The sequence below is a fragment of the Flavobacterium sp. T50_26 genome (genome assembly GCF_057652995.1).
In genome coordinates this window covers 106,777-130,477 of sequence record NZ_JBYFCC010000006.1, presented here as the reverse complement: position 1 = coordinate 130,477, position 23,701 = coordinate 106,777, and the positions used below count along the sequence as shown (strand labels likewise).

The 23,701-nt window shown below is 34.1% G+C and carries 27 protein-coding genes and 1 riboswitch; of the genes, 20 read left to right on the top strand and 7 right to left on the bottom strand.

The window, feature by feature from the left end; translation table 11 throughout:
* Positions 1-17 precede the first annotated feature (17 nt).
* The 5 genes from AC23MC_RS05290 to porX form a co-directional block, all read right to left on the bottom strand.
* Entirely contained in the window at positions 18-455 is a 438-nt protein-coding gene (locus AC23MC_RS05290; protein ID WP_487567293.1) for a GNAT family N-acetyltransferase, read from the bottom strand.
* Positions 456-459: 4 nt separating this feature from the next.
* Entirely contained in the window at positions 460-843 is a 384-nt protein-coding gene (locus tag AC23MC_RS05285; RefSeq protein ID WP_487567294.1) for a DUF4258 domain-containing protein, read from the bottom strand.
* 38 nt (positions 844-881) lie between these two features.
* On the bottom strand, positions 882-2,075 hold the full coding sequence (locus tag AC23MC_RS05280) for an alanine dehydrogenase (protein WP_487567295.1): 1,194 nt from the start codon (positions 2,073-2,075) through the stop codon (positions 882-884).
* Positions 2,076-2,347: 272 nt separating this feature from the next.
* Positions 2,348-2,752, bottom strand: a complete 405-nt coding sequence (gene tsaE, locus AC23MC_RS05275) for a tRNA (adenosine(37)-N6)-threonylcarbamoyltransferase complex ATPase subunit type 1 TsaE (protein WP_487567296.1) — start codon at positions 2,750-2,752, stop codon at positions 2,348-2,350.
* Positions 2,753-2,992: 240 nt separating this feature from the next.
* Positions 2,993-4,546 carry a T9SS response regulator signal transducer PorX gene (porX, locus tag AC23MC_RS05270; RefSeq protein ID WP_487567297.1) on the bottom strand — a complete coding sequence of 518 codons (1,554 nt, stop codon included), beginning with the start codon at positions 4,544-4,546 and terminating at the stop codon, positions 2,993-2,995.
* A gap of 125 nt (positions 4,547-4,671) precedes the next feature.
* Between porX and AC23MC_RS05265 the strand changes: the two genes are divergently transcribed.
* The 9 genes from AC23MC_RS05265 to AC23MC_RS05225 all read left to right on the top strand — a co-directional run bounded on the left by AC23MC_RS05265 (position 4,672) and on the right by AC23MC_RS05225 (position 12,621).
* Entirely contained in the window at positions 4,672-5,916 is a 1,245-nt protein-coding gene (locus tag AC23MC_RS05265; RefSeq protein ID WP_487567396.1) for an HD domain-containing protein, read from the top strand.
* A gap of 24 nt (positions 5,917-5,940) precedes the next feature.
* Positions 5,941-6,966 (top strand): UDP-3-O-(3-hydroxymyristoyl)glucosamine N-acyltransferase, encoded by a 1,026-nt coding sequence (gene lpxD / locus AC23MC_RS05260; RefSeq protein ID WP_487567298.1) that lies wholly within the window; start codon positions 5,941-5,943, stop codon positions 6,964-6,966.
* Positions 6,966-8,363: a bifunctional UDP-3-O-[3-hydroxymyristoyl] N-acetylglucosamine deacetylase/3-hydroxyacyl-ACP dehydratase gene (locus tag AC23MC_RS05255; protein WP_487567299.1), complete on the top strand. Its 1,398-nt coding sequence runs from the start codon at positions 6,966-6,968 to the stop codon at positions 8,361-8,363. The genes lpxD and AC23MC_RS05255 overlap by 1 nt, the downstream gene beginning before the upstream one ends.
* 10 nt (positions 8,364-8,373) lie before the next feature.
* Positions 8,374-9,159, top strand: a complete 786-nt coding sequence (gene lpxA, locus AC23MC_RS05250; protein WP_248433999.1) for an acyl-ACP--UDP-N-acetylglucosamine O-acyltransferase — start codon at positions 8,374-8,376, stop codon at positions 9,157-9,159.
* A gap of 56 nt (positions 9,160-9,215) precedes the next feature.
* A complete protein-coding gene (gene efp, locus AC23MC_RS05245; RefSeq protein ID WP_248433998.1) occupies positions 9,216-9,782 on the top strand; it encodes an elongation factor P in 567 nt (188 codons plus the stop codon).
* A gap of 56 nt (positions 9,783-9,838) precedes the next feature.
* Positions 9,839-10,768 carry a UDP-3-O-(3-hydroxymyristoyl)glucosamine N-acyltransferase gene (locus AC23MC_RS05240; RefSeq protein ID WP_487567300.1) on the top strand — a complete coding sequence of 310 codons (930 nt, stop codon included), beginning with the start codon at positions 9,839-9,841 and terminating at the stop codon, positions 10,766-10,768.
* A gap of 1 nt (position 10,769) precedes the next feature.
* On the top strand, positions 10,770-11,132 hold the full coding sequence (locus tag AC23MC_RS05235) for a nuclear transport factor 2 family protein (protein ID WP_487567301.1): 363 nt from the start codon (positions 10,770-10,772) through the stop codon (positions 11,130-11,132).
* A 109-nt stretch (positions 11,133-11,241) separates the two neighbouring features.
* Positions 11,242-12,114 (top strand): succinate--CoA ligase subunit alpha, encoded by an 873-nt coding sequence (sucD, locus tag AC23MC_RS05230; RefSeq protein WP_487567302.1) that lies wholly within the window; start codon positions 11,242-11,244, stop codon positions 12,112-12,114.
* Between the two features lie 78 nt (positions 12,115-12,192).
* Complete coding sequence (locus AC23MC_RS05225; protein ID WP_487567303.1) at positions 12,193-12,621, top strand: hypothetical protein; 429 nt, start codon at positions 12,193-12,195, stop codon at positions 12,619-12,621.
* A 100-nt stretch (positions 12,622-12,721) separates the two neighbouring features.
* On the opposite strand, the gene AC23MC_RS05220 is transcribed toward AC23MC_RS05225, so the two are convergent.
* Entirely contained in the window at positions 12,722-12,994 is a 273-nt protein-coding gene (locus tag AC23MC_RS05220; protein WP_487567304.1) for a type II toxin-antitoxin system YafQ family toxin, read from the bottom strand.
* Complete coding sequence (locus AC23MC_RS05215; protein ID WP_487567305.1) at positions 12,994-13,203, bottom strand: hypothetical protein; 210 nt, start codon at positions 13,201-13,203, stop codon at positions 12,994-12,996. Before AC23MC_RS05215 ends, AC23MC_RS05220 begins: the two co-directional genes overlap by 1 nt.
* A gap of 233 nt (positions 13,204-13,436) precedes the next feature.
* Here AC23MC_RS05215 and AC23MC_RS05210 point away from each other — a divergent pair, with 233 nt between their 5' ends.
* The 11 genes from AC23MC_RS05210 (at position 13,437) to AC23MC_RS05160 (ending at position 23,697) form a co-directional block, all read left to right on the top strand.
* Positions 13,437-13,970 (top strand): DUF1697 domain-containing protein, encoded by a 534-nt coding sequence (locus AC23MC_RS05210; RefSeq protein ID WP_487567306.1) that lies wholly within the window; start codon positions 13,437-13,439, stop codon positions 13,968-13,970.
* Between the two features lie 99 nt (positions 13,971-14,069).
* Positions 14,070-14,948 carry a pirin family protein gene (locus AC23MC_RS05205; protein WP_487567307.1) on the top strand — a complete coding sequence of 293 codons (879 nt, stop codon included), beginning with the start codon at positions 14,070-14,072 and terminating at the stop codon, positions 14,946-14,948.
* A gap of 47 nt (positions 14,949-14,995) precedes the next feature.
* Positions 14,996-15,091: riboswitch (SAM-I-IV-variant riboswitch) on the top strand.
* A gap of 63 nt (positions 15,092-15,154) precedes the next feature.
* Complete coding sequence (locus AC23MC_RS05200; protein ID WP_487567308.1) at positions 15,155-16,465, top strand: Na+/H+ antiporter NhaC family protein; 1,311 nt, start codon at positions 15,155-15,157, stop codon at positions 16,463-16,465.
* 156 nt (positions 16,466-16,621) lie between these two features.
* A complete protein-coding gene (fabG, locus tag AC23MC_RS05195) occupies positions 16,622-17,368 on the top strand; it encodes a 3-oxoacyl-[acyl-carrier-protein] reductase (RefSeq protein WP_276975734.1) in 747 nt (248 codons plus the stop codon).
* Positions 17,369-17,738: 370 nt separating this feature from the next.
* Positions 17,739-17,945, top strand: a complete 207-nt coding sequence (locus tag AC23MC_RS05190; RefSeq protein WP_487567309.1) for a GldL-related protein — start codon at positions 17,739-17,741, stop codon at positions 17,943-17,945.
* A gap of 30 nt (positions 17,946-17,975) precedes the next feature.
* Positions 17,976-20,003, top strand: a complete 2,028-nt coding sequence (locus tag AC23MC_RS05185) for a hypothetical protein (RefSeq protein ID WP_487567310.1) — start codon at positions 17,976-17,978, stop codon at positions 20,001-20,003.
* 78 nt (positions 20,004-20,081) lie between these two features.
* Positions 20,082-20,516 (top strand): thioredoxin family protein, encoded by a 435-nt coding sequence (locus AC23MC_RS05180; protein WP_487567311.1) that lies wholly within the window; start codon positions 20,082-20,084, stop codon positions 20,514-20,516.
* On the top strand, positions 20,517-21,494 hold the full coding sequence (locus AC23MC_RS05175; protein ID WP_487567312.1) for an FAD:protein FMN transferase: 978 nt from the start codon (positions 20,517-20,519) through the stop codon (positions 21,492-21,494).
* Positions 21,495-21,496: 2 nt separating this feature from the next.
* Positions 21,497-21,706: a DUF4266 domain-containing protein gene (locus AC23MC_RS05170; protein ID WP_487567313.1), complete on the top strand. Its 210-nt coding sequence runs from the start codon at positions 21,497-21,499 to the stop codon at positions 21,704-21,706.
* A 15-nt stretch (positions 21,707-21,721) separates the two neighbouring features.
* Positions 21,722-23,038 (top strand): DUF3570 domain-containing protein, encoded by a 1,317-nt coding sequence (locus tag AC23MC_RS05165; protein WP_487567314.1) that lies wholly within the window; start codon positions 21,722-21,724, stop codon positions 23,036-23,038.
* Positions 23,035-23,697 carry a response regulator transcription factor gene (locus tag AC23MC_RS05160; RefSeq protein ID WP_487567315.1) on the top strand — a complete coding sequence of 221 codons (663 nt, stop codon included), beginning with the start codon at positions 23,035-23,037 and terminating at the stop codon, positions 23,695-23,697. Before AC23MC_RS05165 ends, AC23MC_RS05160 begins: the two co-directional genes overlap by 4 nt.
* The last annotated feature ends 4 nt before the right edge of the window (positions 23,698-23,701 follow it).

Below are 23,701 nucleotides of genomic sequence, written 5' to 3'. Positions count from 1 at the left end.
AGCTTATAAATAAATGACTAACGGTTACATTTCCACACAAACTTCTTGTGCGTATGCGGAAATTCTTCGCGTTCATAAAATGCATGTGCTTTTTCGCGTTTAAAGCCGGAAGTGACTTCAATTTGAAGAAGATTATTTTGTTTTGCGATGGTTTTTAATTCATTGAGCAATTGTTTGCCAATGTGGAGACTTCTATAATTGGTATCGACAAACATTTCCTGAATTTCACCTACCAAACCGCCGTGATGAATCAGGTTTTGAACGTGACAGCTCAGAAAACCAACCGGCATTTTGTTGATTTCGGCAAGCAGAAAAATATGTTTGGAATTGGCGAGGTTTTCGAGAAAGATTGCTCGTTGCGATTCTTTAGGAAAAACGCAATCTTCTAACTCATTGATAAATTGATAAACAGCCTCAAAATCGGTTTCGGTAACAGGACGAATGAGGCAGTTCATGTTGCTATTTTTTGATGGATTTTAAAACGGCTTTTTTCTCAAAGTTTAGTACTTCTAAGGTGATTGGAACCTGATTTATGGTTTTGCCTTCGATGACATATAACTTGGCAGCTCCTTCTTTTACGTTGCTTAGGTCAAAATCTACATCGCCATGTGTTAACGTATTTTTGATGTCAACCGTATCAATCCACGTTTCCGCCAATACTTTTGAGGCTTCTTCAGAGTAGTGAAACGGTTTGGTACGAATGTCTTTCAATACACGACAATTGGGTAAATAACAGAATGTTACGCCTCTTGCTTCGGCTTTTGCCCCTAAAAAATAAATAAGAAAAATAACTCCGATTAATAAACCGAAAAGGAAAAAAGCAAGACGTTGATAGAATTTCATTTCTAAGTTTTAATGCGGCAAAAGTACGAACAAATTCGCTAAAACACAATCAAATTAATATCGCTGTTTGGTAAATCAAACCAATCGCCAATTGATTTGTTAGTCAAGATGCCGTGGTAAAAATAGAGTCCGTTTTTGAGTCCGCGGTTGCAACGAATGGCACTTTCTACACCGCCGTCTTCCGCAATTTGAATTAGATAAGGAGTTAAAATGTTACTAATCGACAACGAAGCCGTTTTAGAATAGCGGGACGGAATATTTGGCACACAATAATGCACTACGTTATTTTTTATAAAAGTCGGTTTTTCGTGTGTTGTGATTTCCGACGTTTCAAAACAACCGCCGGTGTCAATACTCACATCGACAATTACAGCTCCTTTTTTCATGTGTTCCACCATGGTTTCGGTCACCACAACTGGTGTGCGGTTTTGTCCACGCATTGCACCAATGGCCACATCGCAACGACGTAACGCTTTTAAAAGTCCTTTCGGTTGTATGGTAGAAGTGAAAATTGGATGTTTTAAATTATTTTGTAAACGACGCAGTTTAGTGATTGAATTGTCGAAAACTTTTACATTTGCTCCTAAACCAAGAGCGGTTTTAGCAGCAAATTCACCTACCGTTCCTGCACCAATAATCACGACATCGGTAGGAGCAACGCCGGTAATATTGCCAAAGAGTAAGCCTTTTCCGAATTGATTGTTAATCATTAATTCTGCAGCAATTAAGATGGAAGCTGTTCCGGCAATTTCGCTTAATGATTTCACGGCAGGGTAGGAGCCATCGTCATCTTTGATGAATTCAAACGCAAATGCGGTGATTTTTTTCTTAGCTAATTTTTCGAAATATTCTTTTTTGCGTGTCTTTAATTGTATGGCAGAAATGATAATTGTATTGGGATTGATCATTTCGATTTCTGTAGAAGTTGGTGGTTCTACTTTTAGAATCATCGGACAACTAAAAACTTTTTTAGGATCTTGTGTGATTTCTGCTCCGGCATCGGAATATTCTTTATCGGAATAACTCGCACTTTCTCCGGCCCCGGCTTCCAACATTACTCGATGACCATGCGAAACGAGTGAATTGACAGCATCCGGTGTCAAACAAATTCTACGTTCCTGATAGGAAGTTTCTTTGGGAATTCCGATAAATAATTCGCTTTTATGTCGGGCAATTTCCAATTTTTCTTCCTGCGGAAGTAATTGCTGTTTGGAGAAAGGTGTTATGGGCATAAATCAAATTGTAAAAATAAGTGTCTAAGTTAGGAATTATTTTGGAAATAAAAAGAGTTATTTTTTTTCTGAAAAGTTTCAGGTTTCAGGTTTGAGGTTTCAGGTTGATTTGTGCTAAAAAGAAAATGTTTCACAGACGAATCCGTTTTTTATCTATTATAGCGAAGCTATTAAAATCTGTAAAAATCAGCGTTTTACAAAGCAAATCCGTTCAATCCGTGTTCCATTTTTAAGTTTAAAGTTTCAGGTTTCAGGTTGATTTGAACTATAAATCAGTTTAAAATTAACTTTCGATCACCGTTTTCTAAAATTTCTATCGTAATGACACTATGTTTCTCAGGAATTAAATTTGGAATTTTTTCTGCCCATTCGATAAAGCACCAATGTCCGGAATAGACATAATCTTCGATACCGAAATCAAGGGCTTCCATTTCATTTTTTAGACGATACATATCAAAGTGATAAACCAATCCTTCTTTAGCTTCATATTCGTTAACCAAAGAAAAAGTAGGGCTGGAGGTTGGATTTTTTACACCTAAAGCTTTGGATAAAGCTTTAATAAGTGTAGTTTTTCCGGCACCCATTTGCCCGTTAAAAAGAATAACTTTTTCGAGGTTGGATGAAATTATTTTTTGAGCGATGGATTCTATTTCGCTTAAATTGAACTGGTATTGCATTTTAGTTTTTTCACTTTTAGTGGTACAGAGAATTTTATTCAAATTACAAAATTAGCAAATTTTATGGGTTCCAATCATCCTCTCCTTTGGAGAGGGGTTAGATAAAATAGCACACAGATTTTCACTGATTGAACTGATTTTCACAGATTTTTGATAGCTTCGCTATAATAGATTTAAACAGATTTGTTCCTGCTAAATTACTACTGTTTTCAACCGACAACCGACAACTGACAACTGACTTTACCTTGGATTAAACACCAAAAACGGCACGATCATTTCTTCTAATGAAATTCCACCATGTTGATACGAATTCCGATAATAGCTCACATAATGATTGTAATTATTTACATATGCTAAGAACAAATCATTTTTGGCAAAAATAAATGAACTACTCATGTTGATGGAGGGTAAACCGATTTTTTTCGGATCTTTCACAGCATAAACATCTTTGTCTTCGTAGGTTAAGCTTCTTCCGGTTTTGTAACGAAGGTTCAAACTTGTGTTTTTATCGCCAATTACTTTTGATGGATTTTTTACGTTTATAGTTCCGTGATCGGTGGTTAAAATAAGTTTGAAACCCATTTGTTGTGCCATTTGAATCATTTCCAACAAAGGAGAATTCTTGAACCAGCTTAGTGTTAACGAACGATACGCTTTGTCATTAGAAGCTAGTTCTTTTACCACTTCCATTTCGGTTTTAGCGTGTGAAAGCATATCTACAAAATTATAAACAATTGTAGTTAAATCGTTGTTTTTAAGTCCTTTGAAATTATCAACTAACTTTTTACCATCTTTAAAATTGGTGATTTTATAGTATTCACTTTTTATGTGTAGGCCTAATCGTTTTAATTGAGCTTCTAAAAATTCGCCTTCATAGAGGTTTTTTCCACCGTCTTCCACATCATTTCGCCAATATTGAGGAAATTGTTTTTCCATTTCTAAAGGAGTTAAACCTGAAAAAATAGCATTTCTGGCATATTGCGTAGCGGTTGGTAACATGGCATAATAAGCAGCTTCTTTTTCCGGTTTGTAATGGTTGTTTACAACACTTTCAAACGCTTTCCATTGGTCATAACGCAAATTGTCAATCACAACAAAAAGAATAGGTTTGTCTTTTTTTACGATCTCAGGAACAACATATTCTCTGAATAATTTGTGCGATAAAACCGGTTTGTCTGCTTTTTCTTCAAACCATTTTTCATAATTTTTTTCAATAAATTTTCCGAATTGGCTGTTAGCTTCTACTTTTTGAGATTCTAAAATAGAAATCAATCCTTGGTCTTCGATGTTTTCTAATTCAATTTCCCAGAAAATTAATTTTTTATACAATTCCGTCCAATCTTCAAAGGAATTTACCATAGCTAAATCCATCGCAATTTTTCGAAATTCTTTCTGATAATCTAACGTCGTTTTTTCGGTAATTAAACGGGAATGATCTAAATTTTTCTTTAATGCTAATAAAATTTGATTTGGATTAACCGGTTTAATCAAATAATCAGCAATTTTAGAACCAATAGCTTCTTCCATGATATGCTCTTCCTCGCTTTTGGTAATCATAATCACGGGAACGGCCGATTTTTTTTCTTTCATTTCCGAAAGGGTTTCCAAGCCGCTCATACCAGGCATATTTTCATCCAAAAACACAATATCAAACTGGTTTTCTTCAAATATATCAACCGCATCACGACCATTATTGCAAGTGGTTACAGCATAATTTTTATTTTCTAAAAAAAGAATATGTGGTTTGAGTAAATCAATTTCATCATCTACCCAAAGAATTTTTATTTTGTCCATAGAGGTGTTTTTTTATTTGGTGCAATTTAACAATTATCGAACGTAGGAAGTATTAAAGTTATTGTAAAAAATGAATGATTAATACAAATTCAAAATCAGTATATTTGCAATCCAATTCTAACTTTGTGAGTCGAACCAATAAATTAAAAATTTTTAACGATCCAATTTACGGATTTATTAACATTCCGAACGAATTGGTTTTCGATTTAATTCAGCATCCGTACTTTCAGCGATTGCGAAGAATTTCTCAAATGGGATTGTCTTATTTGGTCTATCCGGGAGCACATCATACCCGTTTTCATCATGCTTTGGGAGCGATGCATTTGATGCAAAAAGCCGTTGAAGTTCTTCGTTTTAAGGGAATTTCAATTACGCAAGACGAAGAAACAGCTCTTTATGTCGCTATTTTGTTGCATGATATTGGACACGGACCGTTTTCACATGCTTTAGAACAAAGTATTGTTGAAAATGTGCATCACGAAGAAATTTCCCTTTTATTTATGAATCGTCTTAATGAGGAATTTGATGGGAAATTAAGTTTAGCCATTCAGGTTTTTAAAGGAGAATATCATCGAAAATTCATGCTTCAATTGATTTCGAGTCAGTTGGATATGGATCGAATGGATTATTTAAAAAGAGATAGTTTTTATTCCGGTGTGGCCGAGGGAAATATTAATTCCGACCGATTAATTCAGATGCTACATGTGATTGATGATGTGTTGGTTGTGGAGGAAAAAGCCATTTATTCCATCGAAAAATTCCTAATGGCCAGACGATTGATGTATTGGCAAGCCTACTTACATAAAACCAGTTTGGTAGCCGAACTAATTCTCACTAAAGCATTAAAAAGAGCCAAAGAACTTTCGCAAAAAGGAATTGTTTTGGATGCATCAAAACCACTTTCATTTTTTTTGAATAATAAAATTGAAAAAGAAGATTTTACAGTAGAAATTTTAGAGAAATTTTCCCAATTGGATGATTTTGATATTATGAGTGCGATGAAATCATGGCAATATCATGATGATTTTGTACTTAGTTCTTTAAGCAAAATGATTATCAACAGAGATTTACTGAAAATTAAAGTGAGCAATGAAAAGTTTGATAGAGAAGTGTTGACAGCATATAAAGAACAATTATTGCAACAATATCCTATCTCCATGTCAGAAACGGATTATTTTGTATTTAAAGGAAAAATAAAAACGTTGGGTTATAATAAAGAGTCGCAACCAATCAAAATTGTTAAAAAAGATAAGACCATTGAGGATATCGTGATTTCTTCAGATCAACTTAATTCCAAAGCATTCTCTAAGCCGGTAACAAAATTCTATATTTGTTTTCCAAAAGTACTCGAAGAAATTAACAAATTTTAGGTAGTTTTTTATATTTTTGTCGGAATGAAATTTACTGCAGCACAAATAGCATCCATATTAGAAGGCGAAGTCGTTGGAAATCCCAATGTTGAAGTCTATAAATTGTCAAAAATCGAAGAAGGATCCGAAGGATCGCTTACTTTTTTAGCCAATCCAAAATATGTAAATTATATTTATTCAACAAAAGCATCAATTGTAATAGTTAATAAATCATTTGAACCGGAACAAGAAATTTCGGCAACTTTAATCACGGTTGAAGATGCATACAAATCTTTTTCAAAATTACTTGAATATTACAATCAAGTAAAATTGATGAAATCCGGAATCGAGCAACCTTCTGTTGTTTCTGAAGGAGTTACGTATGGTGAAGGATTGTATTTAGGAAGCTTTTGCTATATTGGTAAAAACGTGAAAATTGGCAGTAACGTAAAAATTTATCCAAATAGTTTTATCGGAGATAATGTTATAATTGGCGATAATTGTGTATTTTTCGCTGGTGCAAGAGTTTATTCGGAAACTGAAATTGGTAATAATTGCACCATACATTCCGGAACAATTGTGGGTTCTGATGGGTTTGGATTTGCACCAATGGCTGATGGAAGTTATGATAAAATTCCACAAATAGGAAATGTTATCATAGAAGATAATGTAGAAATTGGAGCTTGTTCAACCATTGACAGAGCAACTTTAGGTTCAACAATTATTAGAAAAGGTGTAAAGTTTGATAATCAAATTCATATTGCTCATAATGTTGAAATTGGTGAAAACACTGTAATTGCTGCACAAACAGGCATAGCAGGATCAACAAGAATAGGAAGAAATTGTTTGATTGGAGGTCAAGTTGGAATTGCAGGTCATCTAGTTATAGGTGATGGAGTTCGCATCCAAGCTCAATCCGGAATTGGTAAAAATCTAAAAGATGGCGAGACAGTTCAAGGTTCACCCTCATTTAATTATGGAGATTATAGCAAATCATACGTACATTTTAAAAATTTGCCAAAAATCGTAAACGATTTAGAAGTATTAAAAAAAACAATAACTAAAGAATAATGGTACAATCGGTTAAACAAAAAACCATAAAAAACGAAGTTACTTTAAAAGGAGTAGGATTACACACAGGTCAGGAAGTTGTAATGACATTCAAACCGGCTCCTATAAACAACGGATTTTCATTTGTAAGAGTGGATTTAGAAGGTCATCCAATCATTGAAGCTGATGCAAATTATGTGGTAAATACACAACGCGGAACCAATTTAGAAAAAAATGCGGTTAAAATTCAAACCTCAGAACACGTTTTAGCAGCTTGCATTGGTTGCGATATTGATAATATTATTATTGAGCTAAATGCTTCTGAACCACCAATTATGGATGGTTCATCTAAGTATTTTGTTGAAGCTATTGAACAAGCTGAAGTTGTTGAACAAGATGCGGACAGAAAAGTATATGTTGTTAAAGAAGTTATTTCATATACAGATGAGGCAACGGGAAGTGAAATCTTGGTTATGCCATCTGATTCTTATCAAGTAACTGCAATGGTTGATTTTGGTACGAAAGTATTAGGAACTCAAAATGCAACATTAAAAAATATAGGCGATTTTAAAAAAGAAATTGCTGATGCAAGAACATTTAGTTTCTTGCATGAATTGGAATCGCTTTTAAATAATGGTTTAATAAAAGGAGGCGATTTAAACAATGCCATCGTTTATGTTGACAAAGAAATTTCAACAGAAACAATGGAAAATTTAAGAACTGCTTTTGGAAAAGATAAAATTTCGGTTAAACCAAATGGCATCTTAGACAATTTGACATTACATTATCCTAACGAAGCAGCTCGCCATAAATTATTAGATGTAATTGGTGATTTGGCCTTGGTTGGAACTCGAATTCAAGGTAAGGTTATCGCCAACAAACCAGGACATTTTGTAAATACTCAATTTGCAAAAAAATTAGCTAAAATCATTAAAATAGAACAAAGAAATCAGGTGCCAACGTATGATTTACATCAGGAACCGTTGATGGATATTCATAAAATTATGGCAATGCTGCCACACCGACCACCTTTTTTGTTAATCGATAAGATTTTTGAATTATCAGAAACTCATGTGGTTGGATTGAAAAATGTAACTATGAACGAACCATTTTTTGTAGGTCACTTTCCAGATGCTCCTGTAATGCCTGGCGTTTTAATTGTGGAAGCAATGGCTCAAACAGGTGGAATTTTAGTATTAAGCACTGTTCCGGATCCTGAAAATTACCTTACTTATTTTATGAAAATTGATAATGTAAAATTCAAACATAAAGTGTTGCCGGGTGATACATTAATTTTTAAATGTGATTTGATTACGCCAATTCGTCGCGGAATTTGTCACATGCAAGCTAATGCGTATGCCAACGGAAAGTTGGTTGCCGAAGCCGAACTAATGGCACAAATTGCAAAAAAGAACTAACAACTAAACTATGAATCAACCTTTAGCATACGTACACCCAGGAGCAAAAATTGCACGAAATGTAGTAATTGACCCGTTTACAACCATTCATAATAATGTAGTTATTGGCGAAGGAACCTGGATTGGTTCCAACGTAACCATAATGGAAGGTGCCAGAATTGGTAAGAATTGCAATATTTTTCCCGGAGCTGTAATTTCAGCAGTTCCGCAAGATTTAAAATTTGGTGGAGAAGATTCACTGGCAATTATAGGCGACAATTCCACAATTCGTGAATGTGTAACTATTAATAGAGGAACCATTGCCTCCGGTCAAACAACCATTGGAAAAAATTGTCTTATCATGGCAACGGCTCACGTGGCTCACGATTGTCACATTGGCGATAATGCCATTATTGTAAACGGAGTGGCTTTAGCAGGACACGTTACCGTAGGTAATTTTGCTATTATTGGCGGATTGGCAGCTGTGCATCAATTTATTAATATTGGCGATCATGCTATGATTTCTGGTGGTTCGTTAGTCAGAAAAGATGTTCCGCCATTTACAAAAGCAGCAAAAGAACCGCTTTCGTATGTTGGAATTAATTCAGTTGGATTACGAAGAAGAGGATTTACATCTGAAAAAATCAGAGAAATTCAGGAAATATACAGAATATTATACCAAAAAAATTACAATACGTCCCAAGCAGTGAGTATCATTGAAGCTGAAATGGCGGCTTCACCGGAACGTGATGAAATTCTTCAGTTCATCAGAAACTCTTCACGAGGAGTGATGAAAGGTTATACAGGAGTTTATTAGAAAATTAGAATTCAGAAATTAGAAACAGAAATACAAAAAATTAAAATAAAACAAGAATGGCAAGTACTTCAGATATTAGAAACGGATTATGTATCAAACACAACCACGATATATATAAAATCATTGAATTTCTTCACGTAAAACCAGGAAAAGGACCGGCTTTTGTTCGTACAAAATTAAAAAGTTTAACCAACGGAAAAGTGTTAGACAATACATTTTCTGCCGGACACAAAATTGATGTAGTTCGTGTTGAAACACATACTTTTCAGTTTTTATATTCAGAAGGAACTGAGTTTTATTTCATGAATACCGAAAGTTTTGAGCAAATTACATTGAATAAAGATGTGTTGGATGCTCCAGATTTATTGAAAGAAGGAACAAACGTAATGGTACAAATTAATACAGAAACCGATTTACCTTTGTCAGTTGATATGCCGGCTTCAATTATTTTGGAAGTAACTTATACAGAACCGGGTGTTAAAGGAAATACCGCAACAAATGCTACAAAACCAGCTAAAGTGGAAACAGGTGCAAGTGTAAACGTCCCTTTATTCATTAATGAAGGAGATAAAATTAAAATTGATACGGCTTCGGGTGCATACATGGAGCGTGTGAAAGAATAGTTTCAAAACTCAATTAAAAAAATCAATATCAATTTCAATAACAAATTTCAAGTTTTATGAAATTTCCAAAAACACATTCGCTCAAAGAAATAGCACAAATTATTGGTAGTGAATTTGTAGGAGATGAAAATTTTCCGGTTCAGGGTATGAATGAAATTCATGTGGTTGAATCGGGAGATATTGTATTTGTTGACCATCCGAAATATTACGATAAAGCACTTCAATCGGCAGCAACTATTGTTTTAATTAACAAACAAGTTGATTGCCCTGAAGGAAAAGCATTGTTGATTTCTGATGATCCATTTCGTGATTTTAATAAATTAACGAATCATTTTAGACCGTTTAACTATTCGAATGTTTCTATTTCTTCTTCCGCTCAAATTGGTGAAGGAACAGTAATTCAACCGAATTGCTTTGTTGGAAACAATGTGAAAATCGGTAAAAATTGTCTCATCCACGCCAATGTTTGTATTTATGATCATTGTGTAATTGGTGATAATGTGATGATTCAAGCCGGAACTATATTAGGAGCTGATGCTTTTTATTATAAGAAAAGACCAGAAGGATTTGATCAATTGCTTTCAGGAGGTCGAGTAGTAATAGAAGATAATGTTGGAATCGGAGCTTTGTGTACCATCGACAGAGGTGTAACAGGCGATACAACCATTGGTGCCGGAACAAAAATTGACAACCAAGTGCATGTTGGTCATGATACCGTTATCGGAAAAAAATGCTTAATTGCTGCTCAAACCGGAATTGCAGGTTGCGTTATCATTGAAGATGAAGTAACTTTATGGGGTCAAGTAGGAACAACAAGCGGAATCACTATTGGTTCTAAAGCTGTAATTATGGGACAAACCGGCGTGACAAAATCAGTTGATGGAGGAAAAACCTATTTCGGAACACCAATTGAAGAATCACGTGAAAAGTTGAAACAATTGGCCAATATTAAACGAATACCGGAGATAATTGAAAAATTAAAATAAAATGAACCCAAAAGAATTAGTTCAATCGTTTTATAATTCTGATGCTTTGTATAATAGCAAAACGTTGGAATCTTTTTTACATCCTGATGTAATTTTAGAATGGAACAGTAGCAAAGGTTTTTTAAAGAAAAACCGTGACGAATTGATTCAAATGGCGAATGATTTAAAAATTGGATATGAAACATTTGTGGTTCAAATTCATCAAATTTTAGCGGAAGATAATTTAGTTTCTGTGCATTATACTCATTTTGGAACTACTATTGAAAATCCTAATCAAATCAATCGATTAGCTTATTTTTTTGTGATTTGGGAAATTGTTGACGGAAAATTGTTTCGAGGTTATCAAATGAGCCAATTACCTTAAAAAAATAAATTGTATAGTAATTTTGCAAAAAAAATATAAAAAAGCATAAAAAAAGTAATCGAAAGAATTACTTTTGTAACTCGAAAATTAAACACAAACAAACACAATCATGAGCGTTTTAGTTAATAAAGATTCAAAAATAATTGTTCAAGGATTTACAGGAAGCGAAGGAACTTTCCATGCTTCTCAAATGATTGAATACGGAACAAATGTAGTTGGTGGAGTTACTCCGGGTAAAGGAGGAACAACGCATTTAGATCGTCCGGTTTTCAATACAGTAAAAGATGCTGTTGAAAAAGCAGGAGCAGACACAACTATCATTTTTGTACCACCCGCTTTTGCTGCCGACGCCATTATGGAAGCTGCCGATGCCGGAATTAAAGTAATTATCACCATCACGGAAGGAATTCCTGTTGCCGATATGATTAAAGCATATGCTTATATTAAAAGTAAAGATTGTAGATTAATCGGGCCAAACTGTCCGGGTGTAATCACTCCGGGAGAAGCGAAAGTAGGTATTATGCCTGGCTTCGTTTTCAAAAAAGGAAATGTTGGAATCGTTTCAAAATCAGGAACATTAACCTATGAAGCGGCTGACCAAGTTGTAAAACAAGGTTTAGGAATTACAACTGCTATCGGAATTGGCGGAGATCCAATCATCGGAACTACAACCAAAGAAGCAGTTGAATTATTGATGAATGACCCTGAAACACATTGTATCGTAATGATCGGTGAAATCGGAGGTCAATTGGAAGCTGATGCAGCAAAATGGATCAAAGCCGACGGTAACCGCAAACCGGTTGTTGGTTTTATCGCAGGTGAAACGGCTCCAAAAGGAAGAACAATGGGTCACGCAGGTGCTATCGTTGGTGGTGCAGATGACACAGCAGAAGCGAAGAAAAGAATTATGAGAGAAAGCGGAATCCACGTTGTTGATTCACCAGCTGAGATTGGTAAAAAAGTAAAAGAAGTTTTAGGATAATCATCCAAAAATATAAAGTTATGATAAGCCTTGATTAGTCAGGGCTTATTTTTTTCAATATAAAATAGAAGCATAAAAATGTATAAAGAAGTAAGCAAATTCAAAAATAGTGGAAGTTTTCAATTTTCGTCAAACGATGATTTGGAAGTAGTTTGTAATGCTCCAAATGATGCCAGTGGTGTATTTTTGGTGTATGCCATACAAGAAGACAATAAAGAATTAATCATGGTCGGTTCTACCGGAACGGTTCAAAATGATGGAACGTTGAAAGCCAAAAATGGTGGCTTGTATGACAAAATTGTAAACGGACATCAATTTGCTAAAACCGCTCGTAAATATTCTTGGAAAACACAATTAAAATTAGAAAAAATTGAAGCAATTGAAGTGTTTTGGTATGAAACTTATAACAACAAAACTAAAGTAATTCCAACTTTTGTTGAAGGACAAATTTTACAATTATTTTTAAAGGAAAATGGGAAGTTACCGAGGTGGAATGTGGCTTTTTAAAATTATTTTGTAATTATATAAAAAAGGTTTTCTTGTGATTGGGGAACCTTTTTTTGTTTTTGATAATATTTAGAGTTTTCGAACTTATTAATCAATAATTTTAAAATAAATCTGAATGCGTTCCTGTACGAGTCAAAGAAATCAGTTTTATTTCTTCATCTTGCTGCCAAATTAATAACCAATCTGGCTGAATATGACATTCCCAAAATCCTTTGTAATTACCTTTTAAAACATGTGGCTTAAAATTTGATGGTAAAGTTCCATTTTTTTCTAATTGTAAGATAACATCTTCAATTAAACTCATATTTAAACCTCTTTTAATACAAAGCTTAAAATCTTTTTTAAATTTATTTGTGGCTACTATAGTAAACATTATGATTTTAAGATTGAAATCAATTCTTTAGCATTTTTAGCTCTTATAACTTTACCGTTTTTAGCATCTTCCATCGCTTTTAACGTTTCAAAATTTGGCGTGCTGATAATTTCAACATCACTTTTGTTTTTACTTAAAAGTTCAATCATACCAGTAAGAAGTTTACCTGCTTTTGATTTTTCATTTATTTTTAAAGTTATCGTAGTCATAATCAATTATTTTAATCAAAGTTACAATTTTTTTCAATTCGATAAAAAAAATCAAATTCTTTTAAGGAAGAATTGGGTTGTAATAAGTGTAATAAGTTTGTTATGTGATTATTGATAAAATTAGGTTATTTTTGGAATATTGAATGAGAATTCTGTTTTACTAAATTACTTTTCGTACGTAAAGATGCTCAAATGTGACAAAATTATCAAACACCTCAATAAAAATTAACCCAATGAAACACCTAGTACTTCTCCGCGGCATCAACGTATCCGGTCACAACATGATTAAAATGGATACTTTAAAAACCATCCTTGAAAATGCTAGCTTTCAAAATGTGGAAACCTATGTTCAATCTGGAAATGTGTTTGTAAAATCGGAAGATGAAAATCCTCAAAGTGTTGGTTTTACCATCAAACAAGAAATTGCTAAACACCTGGGTTTTGATGTTCCGATTATCGTAATTAGTAAAGCTGACTTAGAAAAATGCTTGACGAATAATCCATTTTTCAAAGAAAAAGGAGTTGATACTAAAAAATTATATGTTGCCTTTATTTCAAAAGAATTAAACAATACTTTTTTGAACGAATTAAAAATAAGCCAATTCAAACCTGATGAAGCATTTATTGATGGAAACAGAATCTATATGAAATTAGAAACAGGTGCAGGAAATACAAAACTGACTCAAAAATACATCGAAAAAAAGTTAAATGTAATTGCTACAAGTCGAAATTGGAATACAGTGAATAAGTTGATTGAACTATTTTAGTGGTTTAAAAGTTTAAGAGTTTATAGGTTTAAAAGTTCTGCGTTGCTAGAGCTTTTTTTATCTCATAACTTTTCTTTATTTTTATAAAAAACTTATATCATGTCAAACATCGATTTAATTATAGAAGAACGCAGCCGCGATATCGGCGATTTTTTAGTCGGCAGAATTTTACCTTTTCGTAAAAAGAGAATGGTCGGACCGTTTATTTTTATTGACCACATGGGGCCAACAGAATTAGGTCCTGATAAATATATGGATGTAGATCAGCATCCTCACATCGGTCTCGCAACACTGACATTTTTGTTAGAAGGAGCAGTGATGCACGAAGATAGTTTAGGAACCAAAGTTAAAATCCAACCCGGATCAGTCAATTGGATGGTCGCCGGTAGTGGAGTTACACACACCGAACGAACACCTGAAGAATTCAGAAACGGAAACATTTTAACAATGCACGGCTATCAAATCTGGGTGGCTCTTCCCAAAGAAAAAGAATTTATGCAACCCGAATTTCATCATTTTGATAGCAATGAATTACCACAATGGCAGGAGGGAAGCACCCATTTTAAACTCGTTGCCGGAACCGCTTTCGGAAAAACATCGCCTGTTCCTGTTTTTTCAGAAATGTTCATGGTTGAAATAAAAACCGAAGAAGAATATCAACTTCAAATCAACGGACAAGTGCGTGGCGAAATCGGAATTTGCATCGTCGAAGGTTCAATTCAAGCTTGCGATAATCACGTAGAAAAAGGGAATATGTTGGTTTCTAAAGCGGAAGACGCGTGTTCGTTGACGATTCATCCCAACTCGCACATCATTCTTTTTGGCGGACAACCATTTGAACAAGAACGTCACATATTTTGGAATTTTGTGGCTTCCGATTCATCAACCATCGAAAAAGCAAAAGAGAATTGGAAGAACAAAACGTTTCCAATGGTGCAAAATGATGATTCGTATGTTCCTTTACCAGAAGGATTTTAAAAAAAACATAATTTCTTTTTTATTTGGTCTAATTGATTTAATTTTGCCGCCGTTATCACGAATCTTTTCAAAGATAGCAACCTGCAACAACAAGCAAGGTGCTAAAACGATAAGCCAATTCTTTTGGAAAAAATGTTGTCATTACTATGCCATTTTTAGACAAGTAAGCAATGGATTCGTGAAACAATAACGAAAAAAATTGCTCTATGAATCAAACTCAAAACAAAGGAAATGCTTTGGCATTACTACCTTTAGGCGTATTTATTTTTACTTTTCTCGGTAGCGGAATTGTTCTTAATGATTTTTATGCTCTTCCTTCTCCAATCGCTGTTATACTCGGAATTATTACAGCTTTCTTATTATTCAAACTTTCTACAGAAGAAAAAATTCAAGCATTAATCAAAGGTTGTGGCGATTCAAAAATTATGACCATGTGTTTAATTTATCTTTTGGCTGGAGCTTTTGCAACGGTTACCAAAACAATGGGTGGAGTTGATTCGGTAGTGAATTTCGGAATCCAAAATATAAATTCGGCCTATTTTCCTTTAGGAATTTTCTTGATAGCAGCCTTTTTATCCACAGCCACCGGAACATCGGTTGGAGCAATCGTTGCTATTGGACCAATTGCTATTTCGTTAGCCGACAAATCAGGCTCATCAGTATCGCTCATTGGTGGAGCTTTACTTGGCGGAGCAATGTTGGGCGACAATCTTTCACTAATTTCAGATACAACAATTGCAGCAACTCAATCGCTCGGCTGTAGAATGAAAGACAAATTTAAAGTTAATTTATTTATTGCTTTGCCAGCTGCTGCTTTAACGGTTTTAGTACTACTTTTCTTTGGACATGGTTCAACCGAAGTTTTTTTGCAAGAACAAGATTATCAATTCATTACAATTACACCTTATCTTTTAGTCATCATATTGGCTTTACTTGGAATCAATGTTTTTTCCACTCTCGTAATCGGAATAATTGTTGCAGGAATCATCGGATTTTATCAAGGCGATTTTACACTTTTATCCTTCTCGCAAACCATCTACAAAGGTTTTACAAGCATGACTGATATATTTTTGCTCTCAATGCTCACAGGTGGATTGGCAGCCATGGTTGATAAAGCAGGCGGAATTGCTTTTATTTTGCATCAAATTAAAAAAAGAATAAAATCTAAACGCTCTGCTCAAATGGGAATTGGAACCTTAGTTGGATTGGTTAATGTTGCTATTGCAAACAACACCGTTTCCATCGTTGTAACTGGCGGAATTGCTAAAGAAATTAATGATGAATACCACTTAAGTGCAAAAAAAACAGCCACTATTTTAGACATTTTTTCATGTATTTTTCAAGGTTTATTGCCTTATGGAGCACAAGTTTTACTCATCCTCAGCTTTGCCGGTGGTGCGTTAACGTGGACAGATTTACTGCTCAACGCATGGTATTACTTATTTCTATTTTTGTTTACAATCATAGCAATTTATAGCACCTTTTGGGACAAGCTAATTATGAAATATTCACATTAAATTGAAATTTACGAAGTTAAATTTCATTTATGCGTCTAATAATGAAATCAAAAATTAATTTTCTTTTAACATCAAAAACACGCTGATTCCATTCTATTCTGCCAATAGAATTACTTATATTTGTCGTTCAAATCAAACAAAACAAACAAACATAGCATGAAATTATTAGAAGGAAAAGTAGCCATCATCACCGGAGCCAGTCGCGGAATTGGTAGTGGAATCGCTAAAGTTTTTGCTCAACACGGAGCAAATGTGGCATTTACATACAGTTCGTCTGCCGAATCTGCTTTGGTTTTAGAAAACGAACTAAACGCTTTAGGAATCAAAGCCAAAGGATACAAATCAAACGCAGCCGATTTTAACGAAGCTCAAAAATTAGCCGATGATGTATTGGCAGAATTCGGCACCATCGATATTTTAATCAACAACGCCGGAATCACAAAGGACAATTTATTAATGAGGATGTCTGAAGAAGATTTCGACAAAGTAATCGAAATTAACCTAAAATCGGTTTTCAATATGACCAAAGCCGTTCAAAAAGTAATGTTGAAAAACCGCAAAGGTTCCATCGTAAACATGAGTTCGGTTGTTGGAGTAAAAGGAAATGCCGGACAAGCAAATTACGCCGCTTCAAAAGCAGGAATGATTGGTTTTACTAAGTCAATTGCGTTAGAATTAGGTTCGCGAAACATCCGTTGTAACGCCATCGCACCAGGATTTATCGAAACCGAAATGACCGGAAAATTAAACGAAGAAGTTGTGCAAGGCTGGAGAGATTCCATCCCATTAAAACGTGGCGGAACACCGGAAGACGTTGCCAATGCTTGTCTTTTCTTAGCCTCAGATTTGAGTGCCTACGTAACCGGACAAGTAATGAACGTGGATGGGGGAATGTTGACGTAGTCAGTATACAGTCGCAGTTTTCAGTCGCAGTCTCAGTCGCAGTTTCCAGTCGCAGTCTCAGTTTCCACACTCACTTTGTCAATTCGCAAGATGACGAAGTCGAAATAGGCCCGAGCGGTAGCGAACTGGCGAAGCAATTCTCCTGCGAAACAGGCTAGAAAACCGACAACCGACAACCGACAACAGAAAACTGATAAGAAGCTAATCCCGCTTTTCATTCCAAGCTTGTTTGCTCAGTCTGTTTTTTCTAAGCTGCCCCAAGAGCTTCCGTTGGTCGCTTTGGTTCAGCAAGAAAAAATCAGCCCAAGCTGCACAAGGCTTTCCATTGCAATCGGGGCTAAAAAACAGTATAAATTAACCATTTTAATCAATGAAAAATAAACATATAATCATATTATTTTTACTAGGAGTAATTATAACTATTATTGGTGCATTATTTAAGATAATTCATTTTGAAATTGGTCCAATTACTGGAAATCTTATTTTAACAATAGGTATGTTTATTAAAGTTATCGCAGCAATATTGTTTATATTTAAGCTCATCTGTAATAGAAATGATACTTTTTTAAACAAATAAACATTTAACTTTTTAACCCTTTAAATAAAAATGACCACAAGCACCGTCCTTTTACTTTTACTTTCAGTAATACTGGCCGGAGGAGTATCATTTTTTCACTATTTCTACAAAGCCAAATCCAATTCAAAAATCAATTGGTTCTTGGCTTTTTTGCGTTTCATTGCCATTTTCGGATTATTGGTTTTATTAATCAACCCAATTCTCACCCAAAAATCATTTGAAACCATCAAAATTCCGTTACCAATTGTAGTCGATAATTCCTCATCAATTGCGGAATTAAATTCCAAAGAATCAGCTTTAGAAGTTTACAAAAAACTGACATCCAATTCTGCTTTACAAGAAAAATACGAAGTACAATCTTATCAATTTTCAAGCGAATTAGAATCTTCTGAAACCTATGATTTCAAAGGAACACAAACCCGAATCGATGGAGTAGGAAAAGGACTGAAAAGCATCCACAAAAGTGTCAATCATCCCACCGTTATTATCTCAGACGGAAATCAAACCCAAGGAAGTGATTATATCTATTCATTCGACGAAAATAAAGCGGTTTACCCAATTGTTTTGGGCGACACGACTTCTGTTTTAGATTTAAAAATCAGTCAGCTCAACGTCAACAAATATGCGTTTCTGAAAAATGAATTTCCAGTTGAAGTGTTTGTCAACTATTCCGGAAATAAAAATGTGAATGCCACTTTTTCCATATCACAAGGAAATTCAGTTTTAAGTAAGCAAAATGTAAGTTTTTCAAACAGTCAAAAATCGCAATTAATCACCGTTTTATTACCTGCTGAAAAAGTGGGCGTTCAAGTTTTCAAAGCAACGATTTCTTCTTCCGAACAGGAAAAAAATACGTACAATAACACCAAGAACTTTGCTGTCGAAATCATCGATCAAAAGACAGAAGTTGCTATTATTTCTTCGATTAATCATCCTGATGTCGGAGCGTTAAAACGAGCTATTGAAACTAATCAACAACGTAAAGTAACGGTTGTTAAACCCAATCAAATCAATTCGTTACAAGATTATAATGTATTGATTTTATACCAACCAACATCCGAATTCAAATCGGTTTTCGAAAAAAATACTTTAGCTAATTTAAACACTTGGATTATCACTGGGTTGCACAGCGATTTCAATTTTTTAAATCAACAGCAAACTACGTTTGATTTTAAAATGAGTGGCCAACAAGAAGATTATTTGGCTACTTTTTCTTCACAATTCAACCTTTTTGCTATTGATAATATTGGATTTGAAAATTTGCCGCCATTGCAAAATCCGTTCGGAACAATTACATCAAAATCGAACTATGATAAATTAATTGGAGCTAGAATTCGCAACGTAGAACTTAATTTTCCTTTGTTAGCTTATACTGAAAATCAAGGAAAACGATCGGCTTTTTTATTAGGTGAAAATATTTGGAAATGGCGTTTGCAAAGTCACATCGATCAACAAAGCTTTGAGAAATTTGATGTTTTTATTGATAAAACAATTCAGTTTTTATCTTCCAACAATGCTAGAAAATCATTGGTTGTTACCCACGAAAACTTCTATAATTCAGGCGATGCCATCGAAATTAATGCTCAATATTTCAATAAAAATTATGAATTTGATGATAATGCTCGTTTATCCATTTCGGTAAAAAACAAAGCGACTAATCAAACAAAATCGTATGATTTATTGAAATCAACCAATTCGTATAAAGTAAATTTAGACGGACTTTCAGCCGGAAATTATTCGTTTACCGTAACCGAAAACAATTCCAAAACATCCTATTCAGGTTTTTTTGAAGTCTTAGATTTTGACATTGAAAAACAATTTGTCAATCCGGATTACGCCAAACTAAATCAATTGGCTACTCAAACTAACGGAAAAACATTTCTGGCTACTCAAACAGATGAATTAATTGCATCTTTATTGGCGAACGAAAACTACAAACCCATCCAAAAAGAAATAGTCAAAAAAACACCAATTATCGATTGGGTTTGGTTACTTATTATTATTTCTCTTGCTTTGGTTTCAGAATGGTTTATTAGAAAGTTTAACGGATTGCTATAACTTAAGATTTACTTAATTGAATTCTTCTCACTAATAATGTAACTCTATTTGCGTTAATTTTACATCAAAATAAAGCAAATGAAAAGTTACATTTCTATCGTATTCCTTTTTACAGTGAGTTTTTTTTATGCTCAAAACTGGCAAACTAATTTTGAACAAGCAAAATCCATTGCCGTAAAAGAAAATAAAAACATCATTTTGGTTTTTTCCGGTTCCGATTGGTGTGCTCCTTGTATTAAATTAGAAAAAAACATTTGGATGTCAGCTGAATTTAAAGTTGAAGCTGAAAAAAACTGGGTGACATATAAAGCCGATTTTCCAAAGAAAAAAGCAAATCAATTGGCTCCTGAAATAACAGAGCAAAATAAAGTATTAGCCGAAAAATACAACAAAGGAGGAAGTTTTCCTTTGGTAGTTTTGTTGGATAAAAATGGAAAAGTGCTTGGAATGACCGGATTCAAAAATGTATCACCTGCCGAATACATAGCGATGATTAAAAAATTCGAAAAGTAAATGAAAACTATTCTTTTATATGGTAGTCTTTTCTTTTTGTGGAATTCTTCCGCACAAATAACTCATACCAAAAAGACATTCATGCTTGGTAGTCCTTTTGAGATGACAGTTGTTGTAAAAGATACCGTTCAGGGAAATCAATATATCAACCAAGCTATTGACGAAGTTAAACGTATTGAAAATTTAATTTCCGATTGGATTCCAACCACACAGATTTCCAAAGTCAATCAAAATGCAGGTAAATCTCCCGTAAAAGTAGATCAAGAAGTTTTTGAATTGATTGAAAGAGCCATTAAAATTTCAAAATTGACTAACGGAGCTTTTGATATCTCGTATGCATCTATGGACAAAATTTGGAAATTCGACGGTAGTATGAAAGAAATGCCAACCGAAGAAGCTATCAAAAATTCAGTTGCTAAAGTTGGCTATCAAAATATCATTTTAAACGAAAAAGAATCGACAATTTTTCTAAAAAATAATGGAATGAAACTCGGTCTAGGCGGAATCGGTCAAGGCTACATTGCTGATAAAGTCAAAGCTTTATTAATCGAAAACGGTTGTAAATCAGGAATTGTAAATGTTTCAGGCGACATTTTTGCATGGGGCAAACAACCTGACGGAAAACCATGGACAGTAGCCATCGTGAATCCGATGAATAAAAATAAAGTATTTGCCACTTTTCCTTTAGAAGACAGTGCAGTAGAAACTTCCGGGAGTTATGAAAAATTTGTCACTTTCAACGGAAAACGATACTCACACATTATAGATCCAAGAACAGGTTATCCTGCCACCGGAATTGTTAGTGTATCGGTTTTTGCAAAAACCACAGAACTTGCCGATGCACTGGCTACCGGAATTTTCGTTCTGGGCCTTGATGTTGGACTCGATTTAGTAGATCAAATCAAAGGTATCGAATGCATTATTGTTGATGATAAAGGTGTGGTGCATACCTCTAAAAATATTGACTTAAAAAAATAAATATGAAAAAAATAGTAATCCTCACAATCACTCTTTTTGCTTTACAATCCTGCAATTCAGTTAAAGAGTACGAAAAAGAAAAAATCAACGATTCCGACATGAAATTAGCAGCCCGCTCGTCCGAACGTTTTGAAACTAATTTTCAAGTCTATCGCGAAGCAGCAGCCGGAGCCAATGGAGGCAAAACCGGAGGTGGTTGTGGTTGTAACTAATTATCCAAACTTAAAATGAAAAACTATTTTTTTCTTTGGCTTTTTCTCTGTTCTTTCTCGCTTTTAGCACAAGAACAAGATTCAACACTTGTGTTTAAAAAACGAGTGTTGGAATCAACAGAAGTTGATTTTTTGATGAGTTATTATAAACAAGACGGAATCCATTCTGCTGTTTCCGGCGGAAGTGGGATGGAGGAATTAACCGATATTACACCAACCATTGTTGTAGCCGTTCCGTTAAATGACGATGATGTTTTAACTGTAGATATGGGGATTTCTGCCTATTCTTCGGCTTCATCAGGAAACATCAATCCGTTTGATAGTGCAACTCCAAGTCCGTGGCAAGCTAGTTCGGGTGCTTCTGCTCAGGATGTTTTAACTACGTTGGTTGTGAATTACAGTCATAGTGCGGATGATAGAAATACGATTTGGAATGCACATATTTCCGGTTCAGTTGAATATGATTATTCTTCTATTGGATTTGGTGGCGGTTTAACCAAATTATTTAACGATAAAAATACTGAAGTGGGAATTGCTGCCAATGTTTATTTAGATACTTGGAAACCTATTTACCCAAAAGAATTACAAGATTTTGCTGATAATGGTAATACATTAAACGGTGGAATTTTTGATGATTTTTCAATCACAGGAAATACCAATTACAACCCAACCAATTTTGTTTTTCAACCGGAAAAAAATAGAAATTCTTATGCTCTTTCTTTCAGTTTTTCGCAAGTGCTGAATAAGAATACACAATTATCCATTTTTGCAGATATTTTACATCAACAGGGCTTACTTTCAACACCGTATCAACGGGTTTATTTTGCCGATGTGAGTGATTCATTTATTAATGAATTTCAATTAGCTGATGATATTGAACGATTACCGGATAGTCGATTTAAATTACCAATTGGAGCTCGTTTGAATTATTATATCAATGAAAAATTTGTGTTTAGAACCTATTATCGTTTTTATACGGATAATTGGGGAATTAGTTCACACACGGCAAGTATTGAATTGCCTTATAAAATAACAGATCGTTTTACTATTTTTCCGATGTATCGTTTTTATACTCAATCTGCATCAAAATATTTTGCACCGCACGAACAACATCTTTCTACCGATGAATTTTATACTTCCGATTATGATTTATCAACATTTGATGCACATCAATACGGATTTGGAGTGAATTATACCGATATTTTTACAGCAGCTAAAATTTGGAAATTCGGCATAAAAAACATCGATTTCAGATATAATCATTATTCCAGAAGTGATGGTTTAGAGGCAAATATTGTATCTTTCGGAATTAAATTTGTATTAGACAAATGAAACTTTTAGTCGTTGAAGATGAAATAGGAATTGCCAATTTTCTAAAACAAGGTTTAGAAGAAGAAGGCTACGAAGTGTTGGTTGCCAATGATGGTCAATCAGGATTAGAAATGGCAATTAGCCATAAACCCGATTTAATTTTATTAGATTGGATGTTACCAAAACTCTCTGGTCTAAAAGTTTGTGAATCTTTCAGAAAAATCAATACCACAACGCCAATTATTTTTTTAACGGCCAAAGATACTGTTCAAGAAACAATAGAAGGTTTAAAAGCCGGAGCTAATGATTATATCAAAAAACCATTTAGTTTTGATGAATTGTTGGAACGAATAAAAATTCATTTTAGAATCACCAATGAAGTTGATGTTTTGACCTTAGGAAAGATTAAAATTATCCAATCCAAACACCAGGTTTTTTCAGAAAATAATGAAATTTCATTGACGCAAAGAGAATACGAACTTTTGATATATTTAATTAAAAACAAAGGAAAAGTATGCACTCGAAATCAAATTATTGAAGATGTTTGGGATATTCATTTTGAGTATGATACCGGTGTAATTGATGTGTTTATGAATGCCATTCGAAAAAAACTCAATCTTTCAAAAGAAGATGAAAGTATCAAAACCATTCGGGGTGTTGGTTATATTGCTAATGATTAAGGTA